Origin of the sequence: Nitrospirillum bahiense (assembly GCF_007828025.1) — a bacterium.
In the GTDB taxonomy this organism is placed as follows: domain Bacteria; phylum Pseudomonadota; class Alphaproteobacteria; order Azospirillales; family Azospirillaceae; genus Nitrospirillum; species Nitrospirillum amazonense.
On the sequence record NZ_VITO01000007.1, the window covers coordinates 99,293 to 116,190 of the forward strand.

Annotated in this window: 11 protein-coding genes and 1 tRNA gene; 6 read left to right on the forward strand and 6 right to left on the reverse strand. The window is 69.7% G+C overall.

Going from position 1 to position 16,898, the window contains the following annotated elements:
• Positions 1-148: 148 nt before the first annotated feature.
• A complete protein-coding gene (locus FBZ88_RS12110) occupies positions 149-1,051 on the reverse strand; it encodes a uracil-DNA glycosylase (RefSeq protein ID WP_145617140.1) in 903 nt (300 codons plus the stop codon).
• A 147-nt stretch (positions 1,052-1,198) separates the two neighbouring features.
• On the opposite strand from FBZ88_RS12110, the gene FBZ88_RS12115 reads away from it, so the two are divergent.
• The 3 genes from FBZ88_RS12115 (at position 1,199) to FBZ88_RS12125 (ending at position 5,662) form a co-directional block, all read left to right on the forward strand.
• The gene (locus FBZ88_RS12115; protein WP_145617142.1) at positions 1,199-2,860 is read left to right on the forward strand and encodes an electron transfer flavoprotein-ubiquinone oxidoreductase; all 1,662 of its coding nucleotides are present in this window, start codon (positions 1,199-1,201) and stop codon (positions 2,858-2,860) included.
• A 168-nt stretch (positions 2,861-3,028) separates the two neighbouring features.
• Positions 3,029-4,726, forward strand: a complete 1,698-nt coding sequence (locus FBZ88_RS30855) for a tetratricopeptide repeat protein (RefSeq protein WP_246138629.1) — start codon at positions 3,029-3,031, stop codon at positions 4,724-4,726.
• 36 nt (positions 4,727-4,762) lie between these two features.
• Positions 4,763-5,662 (forward strand): 4-(cytidine 5'-diphospho)-2-C-methyl-D-erythritol kinase, encoded by a 900-nt coding sequence (locus tag FBZ88_RS12125; RefSeq protein WP_145617144.1) that lies wholly within the window; start codon positions 4,763-4,765, stop codon positions 5,660-5,662.
• A gap of 3 nt (positions 5,663-5,665) precedes the next feature.
• Here the strand turns inward: FBZ88_RS12125 and FBZ88_RS12130 are convergent, their stop codons facing one another.
• Positions 5,666-6,625 carry an SEL1-like repeat protein gene (locus FBZ88_RS12130; RefSeq protein ID WP_145617146.1) on the reverse strand — a complete coding sequence of 320 codons (960 nt, stop codon included), beginning with the start codon at positions 6,623-6,625 and terminating at the stop codon, positions 5,666-5,668.
• Positions 6,626-6,775: 150 nt separating this feature from the next.
• Here FBZ88_RS12130 and FBZ88_RS12135 point away from each other — a divergent pair.
• The 3 genes from FBZ88_RS12135 to FBZ88_RS12145 all read left to right on the forward strand — a co-directional run bounded on the left by FBZ88_RS12135 (position 6,776) and on the right by FBZ88_RS12145 (position 9,809).
• Positions 6,776-6,850, forward strand: a tRNA-Gln gene (locus FBZ88_RS12135).
• A gap of 467 nt (positions 6,851-7,317) precedes the next feature.
• Positions 7,318-8,598 carry an EAL domain-containing protein gene (locus FBZ88_RS12140; protein WP_145617148.1) on the forward strand — a complete coding sequence of 427 codons (1,281 nt, stop codon included), beginning with the start codon at positions 7,318-7,320 and terminating at the stop codon, positions 8,596-8,598.
• A 197-nt stretch (positions 8,599-8,795) separates the two neighbouring features.
• Complete coding sequence (locus tag FBZ88_RS12145) at positions 8,796-9,809, forward strand: hypothetical protein (protein WP_145617151.1); 1,014 nt, start codon at positions 8,796-8,798, stop codon at positions 9,807-9,809.
• A gap of 59 nt (positions 9,810-9,868) precedes the next feature.
• Here the strand turns inward: FBZ88_RS12145 and FBZ88_RS12150 are convergent, their stop codons facing one another.
• Genes FBZ88_RS12150 through FBZ88_RS12165 form a run of 4 tightly spaced genes read right to left on the reverse strand, consistent with a single transcriptional unit; the run spans position 9,869 to position 16,762 of the window.
• Positions 9,869-11,989: a hypothetical protein gene (locus FBZ88_RS12150; protein WP_211102627.1), complete on the reverse strand. Its 2,121-nt coding sequence runs from the start codon at positions 11,987-11,989 to the stop codon at positions 9,869-9,871.
• Complete coding sequence (locus FBZ88_RS12155) at positions 11,986-14,757, reverse strand: DUF4159 domain-containing protein (RefSeq protein ID WP_145617153.1); 2,772 nt, start codon at positions 14,755-14,757, stop codon at positions 11,986-11,988. The genes FBZ88_RS12150 and FBZ88_RS12155 overlap by 4 nt, the downstream gene beginning before the upstream one ends.
• A complete protein-coding gene (locus tag FBZ88_RS12160; RefSeq protein WP_145617155.1) occupies positions 14,757-15,746 on the reverse strand; it encodes a DUF58 domain-containing protein in 990 nt (329 codons plus the stop codon). Before FBZ88_RS12160 ends, FBZ88_RS12155 begins: the two co-directional genes overlap by 1 nt.
• Positions 15,746-16,762 carry an AAA family ATPase gene (locus FBZ88_RS12165; protein WP_411861219.1) on the reverse strand — a complete coding sequence of 339 codons (1,017 nt, stop codon included), beginning with the start codon at positions 16,760-16,762 and terminating at the stop codon, positions 15,746-15,748. The genes FBZ88_RS12160 and FBZ88_RS12165 overlap by 1 nt, the downstream gene beginning before the upstream one ends.
• Positions 16,763-16,898 lie beyond the last annotated feature (136 nt).

The following is a 16,898-nucleotide window of genomic DNA, read 5'->3' on the forward strand; positions in this document are numbered from 1 at the left end:
GCGATGCATGCGTGTTGCAGAAATATCGAATGTTAGAGTTATATCCGGCACTTGGCATACCGGAGACAGCCACAAACGCAACAACACCTGTGTCACTCAAGTTGAGTTGGTAGTCTCATACTAACAGCCGTCTGAAGAGCTAAACCTTTCAGCCTCGCGGCGGCAGGGCCAGCAGCTTCTGGCGCAGCGACAGCAGGTCCCGCCACGTCTCGCGCTTGGCGCCCGGGTTGCGCAGCAGATAGGCGGGGTGCAGCAGGGCCAGGGCGGGCAGGGGCCGGGTCAGGCCGGGGCTGCCGTAATCGAACCAGCGGCCACGCAGGCGGGTGATGCCCTCCGTCTTGGCCAGCAGGGTCTTGGCCGAGATGCCGCCCAGGAAGACCAGGATGTCGGGGTCCGCGATCTCCACATGCCGCTGGATGAAGGGCAGGCAGGCGGCGATCTCGCTGTCCGTGGGGTTGCGGTTGCCGGGCGGGCGCCAGGGCAGGATGTTGCTGATGTAGACCGCCTTGTCCGGCGCTTCGGCATGGCGGTCCAGACCGATGGCGGCCAGCATCTTGTCCAGCAGCGCGCCGGCCGGCCCGACGAAAGGCTTGCCCTGCCTGTCCTCTTGCTCGCCCGGCGCCTCGCCCACCAGCATGACGCGCGCCTTGGGGTTGCCGTCGGCGAAGACGGTGGAACTGGCGGTTTGCTTCAGGGGGCAGCCGTCGAAGGCCAGCAGGGCCTTGTGCAGTTCCTCCAGCGTGGTGGCGGCCATGGCGGCGCCGCGGGCGCTGGCCCGGGCCTCGTTGCTACCTAGGGGGCCATCGCTCCCGGCCAGGGCAGCGACGGGAGGCGGGCCACCGAAACTTTTTTCCGGCGGTGTGGCGGAACGGCCAGGGGCGGCGGCGGATGGGGCGCCGGCCGGCGGGCGGCCTGGGCCGGCGTCGCGCGCAGTAGGCGTCCTGCGGCTGGCCACCTGGGTCCAGTCCGTCGGCTGGTCGTTGATCGCTTCGTCGGCACCGATCTCGACCAGCCAGGCCAGATCCGCGACGGCTTTTGCCGTGTCAATCATGATTTGACCCTACCATCGCCGTTGTGTTTCTTCATCAACCGCATGGGGCGAGCGCGCGCGAAAATGACGCGCTCCCTTTAGGGTTCGTCCGCAAGGGCCCGCATCAAGCCACCGAACCGGTAACCAGGAAGAAGAAGGCGACAGGACATGGAACGGGAGTCGATGGAGTATGACGTCGTCGTCGTTGGCGCCGGCCCCTCGGGGTTGTCGGCCGCGATACGGCTGAAGCAGCTGGCCGCCGCCGCGGACAAGGAAATCAGCGTCTGCGTCATCGAAAAGGGGTCCGAGGTCGGGGCCCACATCCTGTCGGGCGCCGTCATCGATCCCATCGCCCTGAATGAGCTGATCCCCGACTGGAAAGAGAAGGGCGCGCCGCTCAACACCCCCGTCACCGACGACCGCTTCTACGTCCTGACCGAGGTCGGCTCCATGCGCATTCCCAATGCGCTGCTGCCGCCGCTGATGAACAACCACGGCAACTACATCGTCAGCTTGGGCAACGTCTGCCGCTGGCTGGCGCAGCAGGCCGAGGAATTGGGCGTTGAAATCTACCCCGGCTTCGCCGCGGCCGAGGTGCTGTACCACGACGATGGCTCGGTCAAGGGCATCGCCACCGGCGACATGGGCATCGGCAAGGATGGGGAGCCAACGGACCGCTACACCCCGGGCATGGAGCTGCACGGCAAGTACACGCTGTTCGCCGAGGGCGTGCGCGGCAACCTGTCGAAGGAGCTGATGGCCCGCTTCAACCTGCGCGACGGCGTGGACCCGCAGAAGTACGGCATCGGCATCAAGGAGCTGTGGCAGATCGACCCCGCTAAGCATAAGCAGGGCCTGGTGTTGCACAGCCAGGGCTGGCCGCTGGACAGCAAGACCGGCGGCGGGTCCTTCATGTACCACCTGGAGGACAATCAGGTGGCCATCGGCTTCGTCGTCCACCTGAACTACAGCAACCCCTACCTGTCGCCGTTCGAGGAATTCCAGCGCTTCAAGCAGCACCCGCTGATCCGTCCCTACCTGGAGGGGGGCAAGCGCCTGTCCTACGGCGCCCGCGCCATCAACGAGGGCGGGTTGCAGTCCGTGCCGAAGCTGACCTTCCCCGGTGGGGCGCTGATCGGCTGCGCCGCCGGCTTCGTCAACCTGCCCCGCATCAAGGGCAGCCACAACGCCATGAAGACCGGCATGCTGGCGGCCGAGGCGGCGTTCGAGCGCCTGGCGGCGGGCAGCGAGGGCCATGACGAGCTGACGGCGCTTGAAGCCAAGTGGCGCCAGAGCTGGGTCTTCCAGGACCTGTACAAGGTGCGCAACGTGAAGCCCAGCCTGAAGCACGGCATGTGGCTGGGCACGGCCCTGGGCGGCCTGCACATGTGGCTGAACGACCTGAAGCTGGGCTTCCTGGTGGGCTGGACCCAGCATCATGGCAAGCCGGACCATGAAAGCCTGGTGCCGGCGGCCAACGCCAAGAAGATCGCCTATCCCAAGGCCGACGGCGTCATCAGCTTCGACCGCCTGTCCTCGGTGTTCATCTCCAACACCAACCATGAGGAAGACCAGCCGTCGCACCTGAAGCTGAAGGACCCGACCGTCCCCATCGCCTTCAACCTGCCCACGTATGACGAGCCGGCGCAGCGCTACTGCCCCGCCGGGGTGTACGAGGTGACGCGCGACGACAACGGCCAGAACCCGCGCTTCGTCATCAACGCGCAGAACTGCGTGCACTGTAAGACCTGCGACATCAAGGACCCGACCCAGAACATCAACTGGACGGTGCCGGAGGGCGGCGGGGGTCCCAATTATCCCAACATGTAAGCCCGCTTCAGGAAAAGGCGCCCCGCACCGGGCGCCTTTTTTGTTTCCGCCCGGGTCCGACCGGCGCGGTTGTTCCGGCCGCGTTTCCCGATTAGCTTGAGGGCCTGGACTTTAAGAATAGACGGCGGCGATCTCGTGCGGTTTTTGCGGCGGACATCAACGGTGGTCATGACGGGCCTGCTGACGGCGGGCCTGACAGGGGCTTGGGGGCATTCCGCCTGGGCGGCCAAGGCGACGGATCAGGCGGGCGGCCCCGACCCGCTGGCGGCCTTCGTCGCCGGCAAGGTGGCGCAAGGGGCGGGCGACTGGACGGCGGCGGCCGACTTCCTGGCCCTCAGCCTCAAGTCCGACCCCGATGACCTGACCCTGCTGCGCCGCGCCGTGCTGATCAATGTCGGCCTGGGCCGCACCAAGGTGGCGCTGCCCCTGGCCAAGCGTCTGGTGGCGGCCAAGGACGGCAACCCGGTGGCCTTGACCCTGCTGGCGGCCGACGCCGTGGCGGCGGGGGATGAGCCGGGCGCCCTGCGCGCCATCGACGCCCTGCCCCAGGACGGTCTGGGCACTTTCATGCGGCCGCTGGTGACCGCCTGGGTCAAGGCTCGCAAGGGTGATTGGGCCGCCGCCAAGACGGCGCTGGAACCGCTGGAGGCGCAGCCGTCCTTCCGCGCCATGGCCGCCCTGCACGCCGCCCTGATCGAGGATCTGGCGGGCCACGAGGATGCGGCTCGCAGCTGGTACGCCCAGGCCTCGGACGGTGGCCAGGTGCTGCGCGTCGCCATGCTGCGCGCCAATTTCGAAATGCGCATGGGCCACGCCGACCTGGCGCAGGCGGCGGTGGCGGCCATCCTGCAGGCGGACCCCAAGGGCCCCATGGGCGACGCCGCTCGCGCCCTGCTGTCCCGCCCCCACCCGGGCCGCATGGTGGCCAATGCCACCGAAGGCTTGGCGGAGGCGTTGTTCGACGTGGCCGCCGCCATCAACCAGGAAAAGGTGGCGGAGGTGGCTTTGCTCTATAGCCGGCTGGCCCTGCACCTGGACCCGTCGCTGGCCCCCGCCCGCATGCTGGCGGGCGAAACGCTGACGGAAATGAACCGGGACCAGGAGGCGGCGGCCGAATACGCCGCCGTCGTCGCCGATCTGGGCATGAAGATGGGGGAGAAGGCGGACGTGGGCCTGCTGTGGGCGGCGCGCCTGCGCCAGGCCGACGCCCTGGCCCGCCTGAACAAGACGCAGGAGGCGGCCGGCATCCTGCGGGCCATGGCGTCCGAGCGGCCGGACCGCAGCGATGCCCTGGTGCGCCTGGGTGATTTGCTGCGCGCCGACCATAAGCTGCCCGAGGCCCTGACCGCCTATAACCAGGCCATCGAACGCCTGGGTGGTCGCCCGAATGGCGGCGACTGGTTCCTCTACTATGCCCGCGCCACCGTGCAGGACCAGATGGGGCATTGGCCGGAGGCGGAGTCCGACCTGCTGCGCGCCCTGCAACTGCAGCCCAACCAGCCGGGCGTCCTGAATTACCTGGGCTATGCCTGGTCGGAAAAGGGCGTGAAGCTGGACCAGGCGCGCCAGCTGCTGGAGCAGGCGGTGAAGCTGCGCCCCAACGACGGCGCCATCATCGACAGCCTGGGTTGGGCCAAGTACCGTGCGGGCGACATCCCTGGCGCGGTTGACCTGCTGGAACGCGCGGCGGAGCTGAAGTCCCGCGATCCGGCCATCAACGACCATCTGGGCGACGCCTACTGGGCCACCGGCCGCCGGCTGGAGGCGCACTATCAGTGGCAGCGCGCCGCGCGCGAGAATCCGGAGGACAGCCTGAAGGCGGCCTTGGATGAAAAGCTGAAGCGCGACCCCGCAGCACCCCAATAATTCCGATACCCAAGATTTGCTGAAGGACCGATCCCCGTGACCACGGTAAGCGCCGCCGCCGCCGCCAAGCTGAACCTGTACCTGCATGTGCTGGGCAAGCGGCCCGACGGCTATCATGAGCTGGACAGCCTGGTGGTGTTCGCCACCGCCCACGACCTGATCACAGTGACCGAGGCGCCGGGTTTCAGCCTGGCCATCGACGGTCCCTTCGGCAGCACCCTGGTGGCCGAGGGCACGGGCCGCAACCTGGTGTCCCGTGCCGCCCATGCCCTGGCCGACGCCCTGGGCCGCGACCCGCATGTCGCCATCCGCCTGACCAAGAACCTGCCGGTGGCGTCCGGCATCGGCGGCGGTTCGGCCGATGCCGCCGCCACGCTGAAGGCGCTGGCCGAGCTGTGGGGCGTGGCGCAGGATGATGCCCGCCTGGTGGAGCTGGCCCCCACGCTGGGCGCCGATGTGCCCGTATGCCTGTTCGGCCGCACCGCCTATTTCGGCGGGGCCGGGGAGCAGGTGGTGGCGGGCCCCACCCTGCCGCCGGCCGCCCTGCTGCTGGTGAACCCGGGTGTGCACATGCCGACCAAGGACGTCTTCGCCGCCCGCACGGGGGCCTGGTCCACCGCCGGCCGGCTGGAACGCGACCCCGTGGACGTGGCCGACTTCGCCCAGCTGCTGCGGGCGCGGGGCAATGATCTGGGGGCGGCCGCCGAAAGCCTGTCGCCCGCCATCACCGACGTGCTGGCCGCCCTGGATGCCACGCCAGGCTGCCTGCTGGCCCGCATGTCGGGCAGCGGCGCCACCTGCATCGGCCTCTATGCCGACGTCGCGGCGGCGGCCTCGGCCGCCGCCCTGATCAACCGCGTGCGCCCGACCTGGTGGGTCAAGGCCACCGCCCTGCTGCCCGAGGTGCCGGCGGCCGAGGTGGTCGCGGACGCCTGAGACTCAGGGCCGGGAGAGGCGCGCGAGCAGGTCGCGGCTCGGCCAGCCGTCCGGCGGTGGCGCCGTCTCATCCCAGATTACCGGGTGCGCCACCTCATAGGCCAGGATGGCGTTGGCCGTGCGGGCCCCCAGGCGGCCATCCGCCGGCCCCAGCAGGTATCCCAGGTCGCGCAGGCGCTGCTGGATCAGGCGCAGTCCATCCGCGCCGACGGCGGCCGGCGGCTTGCGCGGCTGGCCGGGGACGGGCTTGGGCGCCGGCTTGACGGTGGCGGGATCCTGCGACTGCGCTGCCAAGCCGATGCCCGCCACCTGTGGTGACGGCCCGCCGCGCTTGAGACGGGCCAAGGCCTGGGCTGCCGCCAGGTCGCCTTTGGCCGCAGCCTCACCGTACAGGCGCGCGGCGGCGTCCCGGTCATGATCGCGCTCGGCCAGCGCCCCCAGCCGCTCCAGCGCCAGCACCAGGCCCCCCTCAGCCGCGCGGCGGTACCAGGCCTTTGCCTGGGCCGCGTCCGCCGGCACGTCCACGCCCTCGTCATACAGCAGGCCCAGATTGAACTGCGACTGCACGTCGCCCAGATCGGCGGCGCAGCGGTACCAGGGCAGGGCGGCCGTGACGTTCTCCGGCCAGCCCATGCCGCCGGCCTCCAGCGTGCCCAGGGCGGCGCAAGCCTGCCGGCGGAGGACGGGGTCCGGCGTGGCGGCCGCCAGCCGGTACCAGGCACTGGCCCGGGCCACGTCGGCGGGGCGGTCGAAAGGGATGTCGCCATAGGCGTCCGCCAGATCCAGCTGCGCCTGGGCATCGCCGGCACGCGCCTGGGCGTCCAGCGCCAGCAGGGCGGCGTCGGCACCGGCGGGCGGCGGCGGGGCGTCCGGGGCAGCCAGCGGGGCCGCCAGGGCGGTCCCGGTCAGCTGGGTGGCCAGCAGCAGGATGGCCAGGGCGGGAATAGGCGAGGGGAGGGGCATGGAATGGCCGGGCGAAGGATCGTGCCGCCATAGTGCCACGGCGGGGGATAGGCGCCAGCGTTTCGCGGAAAAGGTCTGGGCGATTTGGGGCGTTGCGTCCGCCGGGCTTTCTGATTATGGTGCCGCCCTCCCTGACGGGAGGCCCGGTGATGGGGCGTCGCCAAGCGGTAAGGCAGCGGATTTTGATTCCGCCATGCGGAGGTTCGATCCCTCCCGCCCCAGCCATCTCTCCCGGCTATTCTCGCGATTCCAAGGTTAGGCGCGCCACTTCGGCGTGTATTACTGCCGGGCCCGCCAGCGCCACTGGTGCGGGGTTCGCCTATACTGCGCGATTCGAGGGGCGCGCCGTGGCGGTGGGGCGCAATGTCAGGATTCGTCAAATTTTAGGTATCGTCACCGCCTCTTCCAAAGTATTATTGCCGCAAGGATAGGTTTGCCTGTCGGGGGCGCCATCCTGAGGGATAGCGGGATATTGAATTGGCCAAAGTATCGGCCATGATATCCTGTCAGGGAAGGTTGTGCGCGGATGGCCCGGGGAACGCGGCGGCAAGGCGGCCCCGGCCCGTTGGCGCCAGCGACGAAGATGTGTCGGGTTGCTTCGGGCTCGGGGGCGTGGGCCCGGTCCACTGTGGAAAAGTTGCGCGCCCTAGTTGTTGCCCGGGGCCTTGGAAGCATCCGGTTGCGGAGATGAGATGAATCGTCCGAATGCGCCGAAACGGGATTGGGTCCGGGTAAAGCCGGGCGAGCGTCCGGTGGCGTTGCCTGAAAAGCCGGAATACGACGATCAAAAGCTGTTGACCCTGCTGCAGTCCGCCAAGCGGGAACTGCAGGGCCTGCGCCTCATCCACCTGCATCTGTCCCTGCTGAAGGACAAGAGCAACCTCGACCTTATCTCCATCAAGCGCGCCATGCAGGAGACGGCGGACAATTCGTCGTACCTGCAGGTCTTCAACCTGTCCAACGATGATGTCATCGTCCTGTACAAGGGCATCAAGTTCTCGCTGATCAGCGACGTCTGCTCGAAGATCGAAAAGCTGCTGCTGTCGCGCACGACGATGACGAAGCAGAATCCCTACCGGGAAGACAGCCTCTATTCGATCATGGAGCTGTCGCTCAACTTCGTGAGCGTCATCCGCTTCATTGAAGGCTTGCAGAAGGGCGAGAGCGGCGACGCGCCGGTCGAGCAGACCAAGCCCCCCATCACGCTGGAGGAACTGGGCAAGATCGAACGCGCCGTGCAGATGTTCGACCTGTCGCCCTTCATGCTGAACCAGCCGGTGGTGAACATCCAGAACCCCACCGAGAACGAGTACGAGTATTTCGAGCTCTACATCGCCATCAAGGCGTTGGAGGAGCGGCTGTCGCCCGAGTTCGACATCACCGCCAACCGCTGGCTGTTCAGCTACTTCACCTCGCAGTTGGACCTGTCGGTCCTGCGTGCACTGAACTACGGCGTGGACTTCCTGCGCGGCAAGCGGCTGGGCCTGAACCTGAACCTGGCCACCATCCTGTCGGCCAGCTTCGTGAAGTTCGATGAGCGGCTGACGACCGACCTGCGCGGCAACGTCGTCCTGGAAATCAACAAGACCGACCTGATCGAGAACGTCTCGATGTACAAGGAGGTCGTCGATTTCGCCGCCACCCGTGGCTACAAGATTTGCATCGACGGGCTGAACGATTTCTGGGTCACCCACATGGACCTGGAATACATGGCCTGCGACTACGCCAAGATCATCTGGTCCCCCGACATGGAAAGCATGACGGAGGAGGAGATCGAGGCCCTGCAGGAAAAGGTGCGGCAGCAGGAAAACTGCCGTTACATCCTGGCCCGCTGCGGCACCGTTTCCGGCCTCATCTGGGCCGAGAAGATGGGCATCAGCCTGGTGCAGGGCCGCGTCATCGACAACATCCTGCGCAAGAGCGTCCTGGTGCGGGACGCGCTGAAGACGGCGCAGGTGATGAACGACGACTGATAGGGTACGCCGGACCGGCGATTGCCGCCGGCGCCTTAACCACCTGGTAAGCTTGCCTCATTAGAACGAGGTTATCGCCGGGCCCGCAAATCTGTGTCACCTTCTGCCAGGGCCATCCGGTTGCAGCCGGGGAGCGCAGGGTCGTTCCCCCTGGGCTGGTAGCAGGACGGCGTATGGGGCGGAACTGGCCGGAGACGATGTTGGGACGCGACTATCCGGTGCAGGCGGCCGCGGCCGAGGAAGGCGCTGGCGACGGTGCCGCCTCCGGTGATCCGGAAGCCAGCCGCAGCACGCATTTCATGTTCGAGAACAAGGTATTCGCTGTCCCCGGCGCCTTTTTCTCCTTCACCCGCGACACCAATGAGGCCGTCTATAACGTCCAGCTGGGCGACGTGTGGGGCAAGATACCCTTCCGCACCCTGCGCGAGGCCTTCGGCATCGACGATAACAGCGCCGACGCCACCCTGCTGGGCGTGGTCGAGCGCGGCCTGAAATATGTGAAGACCATCCGGCCTGGCGACAGCATCCCGCGCGAACTGCTGGACGGCAGCGCGTCCTGGCGGGTGGAGGACAGCCATCTGCAGATCGCGCGCGGCCGAATCACCGTGCAGCTGGTGTCCTGGATCACGGGCAAGGAAACCTTGGTCACCGACCGTGGTCAGCTGGAACAGGTGGTGGAGGATCCGCAAACCAAGCAGCGCGCCCAGCAGGCCTTCAGCGAGCTGGCCCGCCGCTTCGGCCTGCCCGATGACCGCAAGCAGGAGATCGTGGACAAGGTCGAGTCGATCGCCCGCGAGCTGTCCTACATCGAGGCGCTGCGCGACCGTTACGGCCAGGTGCAGCAGATCATCGCCGGCGTGGCCCAGGCCGGCCGCATCTACAAGACCGACCGCCAGCTGCAGGCCGACATGACGCGCATGATGGCCCTGGTCAAGCAGCCCATCCTGGATTTCGAGGATATCTTCGGCCAGCTGGATGCCCAGACCGGCGAGATCATGGCGGTGCTGAAATCCCACGACAGCCAGGTGGCCTTCATCCGCCGGATGCGCGATGAACTTCACACCCGCCTCATGCTCTGGGACGACCTCATCTACGCCTGGGACGGCGAACCGCTGGAGCGCGGCCCCGAGCTGGAGGCGCGCCTGAAGAAGACCTACCAGTTCCTGGCCCAGCACTTCCTGGTGACCAAGGTCTGGCAGAGGGGCGCTTGAGGCGGGGCGCTTGAGGGCATTTACGTTGATAAATGTCAGTTAAGGTGCTGATAAACCCTTCAGCGGCCCTCGCGGCGCCAGCCCAGGACCAGCAGGGCGGCCACCACCAGCAGGGCCAGCCAGGCGGGCACCAGGGGGACGCGGGCGACGCCGGTGACGGTGTAGTCACCATTGGCGCGCAGGCCCAGCCAGCTGCCGCCGGCGGCATTCTGGCCGGGACTGACCCGGCGAAGGTCGGGCAGGCCGCCAGCACCGGATCCATCCACCAGCCAGAACACGCCGCCGCCGGTGGCCTTGGCCAGCGGGGCCAGGCGGTCGGGGGTGGTGCGCATGTCGGCCAGTTCCGGCGGGTTCAGGGCGCCCACCACCGCCAGGGCGGTTCGGTCGCCATCCTTCACCCGCCACAGGCCGGGCTCGGTCGCCTCCAGGCTGCCGCGCGCGACGCCATCGGGGCTGTCGGCCAGGGGCAGGCTGGTGACGGCGTCGCTGGGGGACCGTACCTCCACTGGGTCGGCGTCCGGCTTCAAGGAGCGGCGTTCCACCACCAAGCGGTCGCCATCGACATGTGCCTTGAGGTCATCCTCCTCCAGCGCCGGCTCCTTCATCAGCCAGTGGGCCAGGCGGCGTAGCAGTTCCGCCGCCGGGCCGCCGCCCTCGAAGCCGCGCGACCACAGCCACATATGGTCGGATGCGATCTGGGCCACGCGCCCCTTGCCCACGCGGTCCAGCACCACCAGCGGCTGGTTGTTGGCGCCGTTCATCACCACCGTGCCCTGGCGCGGCACGATGTCGATCTGGCGGAACCAGCGCCCCCAGGGGGCTTTCTGCTGGTTTCCCTGAGCCGGCGCCGTTTCGCCATAACCGTCCAGGCCGGCCGTGACGGGATGGCGGCGGCCGGCCTCGGTCAGGGTGGGGGTATAGGGTTGCTCGGTCACCGTCCCCGTGGGCTCGCCCGGCAGGATATCACCCAGAGGCGTGCGGTACAGCGACAGCGGCGTGGCGTAGGCGGGGCCGCTGGCCTCCAGGAAGGCGCCGCCGTTGCGCACATATTCCGCGATGTTGGCGAGATAGCCCATGGGCAGGACGTTGCGCTGGCGATAGCGGTCGAAGATGACGAGGTCGAAGTCGTTCAGCTTCACCTCGAACAGCTCGCGGATGGGGAACTGGATCAGCGACAGCTCGCGGATGGGCGTGCTGTCGGACTTCTCCTGCGAGCGCAGGATGGTGAAATGCACCAGGTCCACCGCCGGGTCGGCCTTCAGCAGGTCGCGCCAGGTGCGTTCGCCCGCGTGCGGCTCGCCCGATACCAGCAGCACGCGCAGGCGGTCGCGCACGCCATTAACGATGAAGGCGGTGCGGTTGTTGGCCATGGACAGCTCGGCCGGGCCGGCGTTGACCGACAGTTCCAGCAGATTGGGCCCGCCATGGCCCACGGTGATGGTCAGGGGAACGTCCTCCCCCACCGGCACCTGCACCTGCCGCTCGGGCTGGCCGTCCTGGCGGATGGTCAGCAGGGCGCTGTCCGCACCCTTTCCCGCCGGCAGATCCTCCACCCGCACGGTGGCGGTGACCGTCTTGCCGACGATGCCATAGCTGGGGCCGCGCACCAGCACCAGGCGGCGGTCGCCCTCGCCATGCTCACCCGTCAGCAGGGTGTGCACGGGGCCCAGGTCGGCCAGGCTTTCCGGCTTTTCCGGCACGTCGTGCACCTGGCCGTCGGTCAGCAGGATGGCGCCGGCCAGACGGCGGCGGGGCACGTCGGCCACAGCCTGGGTCAGGGCGTCGATGGCCCGCGTCTCCTCCCCCTTGCCGCCGGCGGTGGAGGTGCCGGTCTCGACCACCCGCAGGTCCAGGTCGGGCACCTGGGACAGCTTGGCCTTGAGGGCGGCCAGGGCCGCGTCCGTGCGCTGCTTGCGGTGGCCCACGTTCTGGCTGGCGGACGTGTCGACCACCACCACGGCCACGTCCTTCAGCGGGTGGCGGTCCTCCCGCACCAGCGCGGGGTCCAGCAACAGCAGGGCCAGCGCCGCCAGGGTGACCGCGCGCCAGGTCAGACCGCGCGCCCGGCGCCAGGCCATGAGTGCCAGGCCCAGCAGCGACAGCGCGCCCAGCAGGATCAGCAGCCACGCGGGCAGCAAGGGTTCGAAACTGATGCTGAGGCCGGCGAACAGGTTCATCATTGGCCCAGCCGCTCCAGGATCGCCGGCACATGCACTTGGTCGGCCTTGTAGTTGCCGGTCAGGGCGTACATCACCAGGTTGATGCCGAAGCGGTAGGCCATCTCGCGCTGGCGCTCCCCCCCAGGCACCACGGCGTTCAGTGGCCGTCCCTGGCCGTCAATGGCCCAGGCGCCGGCCCAGTCGTTGCCGCCCACCAGCACGGGTGAGACGCCGTCGTTCACTCGGCCCTCGGAGGCTTCCGCCCACACCTGGCCCCCCGCTTGGCGGCCGGGAAAGTCCTGCATTAGGAAGAAGGTGCGGCCCAGCACGTGCTCCGGCCCCACCGGGGCCAGGGGCGGGATGTCCAGTCCATGGGTCAGGTCGCGCAGGCGCGCCTGGATGCCGGCGTCCGGGGCGCCCTGGTCTCGGGTGTCGAACAGGATCATGCCGCCGGCGTGGAGGTACTGGTTCAGCTTGGCCACCGCCGCGTCGGACGGGGCGGCTTGGCCCGGCGTTACCACCCAGTACAGCAGGGGGAACAGGGCCAGGTCGTCCTTTTCCACGTTCACGCTCATGGCGCCCGCCACCTCCACCGCCGTGCGGCGGTTCAGCTGCTCGCCCAGTCCCAGCAGGCCGGCCTTGGTGGTGGCGTCGGCGGCGCGGTCGCCCGTCTCGACATAGGCCAGCCAGTTGGCGGTGGTGGCCTTCACGATCTCATCGTCCGGCGTGGCGGCATGCCCGCGCGTGGCGGCCAGCACCGTTGCCAGCGCCAGTGCCGCCGCGGCGGCGCCCCGGCGCCAGCGCGCTTTGGGCCGCAGCGAGGTGGGCAGCAGGCCCCGTACCAGCAGCGACAGGAGCAGGTCGGCCACCCACAGCGCCGCCGCGAGGCCCAGGAACCAGGGGCGCAGGTCCGTTTCCCGCGTGCCGCCGAAGCCCTGGTAGGCGACGCCGGCCAGCGGCTCCATAGGCACCAGCGGCGCCACGGAGCCAGCCAGGTTCAGGGCGCGGCGCCGGTCGCCCACGCCGTAATAGCCCGGCGGGTGCAGCGGCCCCACCGGGGTGCCGGCGGCCTCATCCTTGCCCTCCGGCTCCAGCGGTTGGGCCACGGCGGAGGGGGCGACAAGCCGGCCCTGGCCGTCCAGCAGCGATAGGGGCGGCAGGGCGCCGCCGGCATTGCCGCCGATGCCGCCGGGCAAGCCGTCGCTGAGGGCCACCAGGCGGCGCAGCATGTCGACGTAAAGGCCCGACAGTGCCAGGTTGGACCAAGCGGGATCGGCGCTGGTGTGCACCAGCGCCAGCCAGCCCTTGCCGCGCCGCTCGCCCGTTACCAGGGGCGTGCCGTCCTCCAGCCGCGCCCAGACCTTGTCGCCCATGTCGGGCCCGGGTTCCGCCAACACCTGGCGGCTCACGGTCACATCGGGCGGTACCGCCAGGCCGGCGAAGGGGCTCTTGTCGTCGAAGGGCGCCAGGTGGGCGGGCGTCGTCCAGGACAGGGCGCCACCCAGCGAGCGGTCGCCGCCGCGCAGGCGCACGGGCAGCAGTGTTTCCGCGCCGATGGGCTCCGCCTCATGGGCCAGGCGGGTGCCACCGAAGCGCACCAGCACGCCGCCTTGGTCTATCCAGCGGGCCAGGCGGGCGGTGTCGCTGTCGCTCAGGGCGCCGCTGTCGGGCAGCACCAGGATGGAGACGCCGCCGTCCAGCAGCGCGGAAATGGTACCGCGCCGCACCTCGGCATAGGGGGCCAGGGCCCGGTCCAAATAGTAGGGGCTGGACAGCAGGGGCTGGTTGTCGCCGCCGGGGCCGGCTGTGGCCAGGCCCACGGGGCGGCGGCGCCAGCGGTCGTCCAGCAGCAGGCTGGTGCCCACGCCCGCGCGGTCCTCCAGGTGCAGGCGGACGGCGGCGTTGCGCAGCTCGCCGGGCAGCGTCAGGGGCAGGGTCAGCTGGCGCTGGCCGGGGGCGAAGATGCCGTCCGCCCGGCCCAGGGCGCGGCCGTCCTCACCCAGCGCCTCCACGGCGATGGGCTGGGCCTGGGCCCCTTCGGCCCGCTCCACCGGCACCATCAGCGTGCCCCCGTCGCTGCCACTGGCGTTGCTGTTGGGCGTCCGCAGCAGCAGGGGGCCATGGTCGGCGCCGGCCGTCATTACCGTGACACGGCCCAGGGCGCGCAGGCGGCCGGCCAGCGTGGCCACGCTGCCGTCGTTCAGACCGTCGGCCAGCCAATAGCTGTCGGCGGCGCTCCCGGCCAGGGGGCCGCTTTTCTGTGCGATATCCAGGGCGCCCAGGGCCGCTGCGCGGTCGGTGGGCCAGGGCTGCGGTGCCAGGGCCTGCACCAGCCGGCGCGCGGCCGTGGCGTTCATGGGGCCCTGCACCTGTGGCGCTTCGCCGCCGGCGCCGGCGGCGGTGGCCAGCAGCAGGACGGGGCGGTCCTGGCGTTCCGCCTGGGTCACCAGCCGATCCAGCGCCTGCTGCCGCTCCGGCCAGTCACGCCCCGCCGCCCAGCCGGTGTCCACCACCAGCAGCAAGGGGGCGGTGCCGGCGGCCGACGTGGCGTCGGGGTGCAGCAGCGGCCGGGCCAGGCCGATGATCAGCAACGCGCAGAGGGCCAGGCGCAGCACCAGCAGCCACCAGGGCGTGCGCGCCGGCGTCTCCTCCTTCGCCGCCAGGCCCAGCAGCAGGCGCAAGGCCGGAAAGGTGACGCGCTTGGGTGCCGGTGGCGTCAGGCGCAACAGCCACCACAGCCCCGGCAGCAGGACCAGGGCCCACAGCACCAGCGGGCTGGCGAAGGCCATCAGACGCCCCCCTCGTTTGTCCAACTGGTGGGCGCGTGGGTGACGCCGGAATGGGCGGCCGCGGTCCTCACGCTTTCCTGCGACAGGGCACCCCACAGGCCCAGCAGCGCGGCCTGCGGCGGCTTGTCGGTGTGGTGCAGGGAGAAGGACCAGCCGCTGGCCCGCGCGATCTGGGCCAGGCCGGCGCGGTGGGCGGCCAGCCGTTCCTGATAGGCGCCGCGGAGGCCGTCCACCCGGGGCACCAGCAGGCGCTGTTCTCCCTCCACCGCCCCATGGACGGCACGGAATTCGACACGGCCTTCATAAGGCAGGGTCTCCTCCGCCGGGTCCAGGATCTGCAGCAGGTGGCCGCGCACGCCGTGGCCGGCGTGGAAGGCGACAGCGGCCTGGATGTCGTCCAGGGGTGCCAGCAGATCCCCCATCACCACCAACCGCGCGTGGCGGGCCAGGGGCTGGGCCGGCGGCACCGGCGGGGGCGGCGCGGAGGGGACCCGCGTCAGCGCCAGGGCCAGGGGCTCCAGCGCCGAGCGGCCGGGCAGCGGGCGGGGGCCGCCCATAAGACCCACGCGCTCGCCACCGCGCACCAGCAGGCAGGCCAGCGCCAGGGCCAGCAGGTCGGCGCGCTCCCGCTTCAGCGGCAGCTCACGGTCCGACCGCCAGTCCATCGACGGGCCGGCGTCGCGCCACAGCCAGACGGTCTGGGCCGCCTCCCACTCGTTTTCCCGCACATAGACATGATCGCCCTTGGCCGACTGGCGCCAATCGATCTGGTCGGTATCGTCGCCCTGCTGATAGCGGCGGAACTGCCAGAAGGCCTCACCCGTGCCCACGCGGCGGCGGCCGTGCAGGCCGGGCGTCACCGCGGCGGCCACCCGCTCCGCCGCCACCAGCAGCGGCGGCAGGCGCTGGGCCAGGGCGTCGGCGCGGTCGCGCAGGCGGCTGGCCGCCGGCGCGGGATCCGTTGGATTCTGGGGAGCCTTGGGGGACATCAGGCCAGCGGCGCGCACAGGCGGTCGATGACGGCGTCCAGCGTGACGCCCTCCGCCCGCGCGCTGAAGTTCAGCGCCATGCGGTGGCGCAGCACCGGTTTGGCCAGGGCCACCACGTCGTCGAGGGAGGGGGTGTAGCGCCCGTCCATCAAGGCGCGGGCACGGCTGGCCAGCATCAGGGCCTGGGCGGCACGGGGGCCGGGCCCCCAGGCGACGTGGCGGCGCACCTCCGCTACGTCGCTGGTCTCCGGCCGGCCGCTGCGCACCAGGTCCAGGATGCCGTCGACCACGCTGTCGCCCACCGGCACCCGGCGCACCAGCTCCTGCGCCGCCTGCAGTTCCGCCGCCGTCAGCACCGGGCGCACGGCGGCGGCGGTGGCGCCGGTGGTGGCGATCATCATCAGCCGTTCGGCGTCACGCTCGGGATAGGTGACATCCACCTGCAGCAGGAATCGGTCCAGCTGCGCCTCCGGCAGGGGATAGGTACCCTCCTGCTCCAACGGGTTCTGGGTCGCCAGCACATGGAAGGGGCGGGGCAGGGGATGGTATTGCCCGGCCACCGAAACCCGGCCTTCCTGCATGGCCTGCAGCAGGGCCGACTGGGTGCGCGGGCTGGCGCGGTTGATCTCATCCGCCATCAGCAGCTGGGCGAAGACGGGGCCGGGGATGAAGCGGAAGGCGCGGCGGCCGTGCTCCCCCTCCTCCAGCACTTCGGAGCCCAGGATGTCGGCGGGCATCAGGTCGGGGGTGCATTGCACCCGGCGTTCGTCCAGGCCCAGCACGATGCCCAGGGTTTCCACCAAGCGGGTCTTGGCCAGGCCCGGCACGCCCACCAGCAGCAAGTGACCGCCCGCCAGCAGGGTGACAAGGCTGAGGTCGATCACCTCTTCCTGACCGAAGATGGCCTGGCCGATCATGGCGCGCACGCTGGCCAGCTTCAGGCCCGTGTTCTCGATGTCCAAAGCCAGGCTCGCATCCGGGTAAACCTGGTCACGGGGCAGGTCGGTGATGCTCAACGCGGGGTCTCCCAAGAGTGCAATTGTTCACCAGCGATGCCAGAACGCCGGCTCCGGGCCTTTATGCCAGCCCCCTTTATGCTAGCTTTGTGGCCGAAATCGGAAAAATTTCCGGTCCCCCCGCATCGGCCGATAG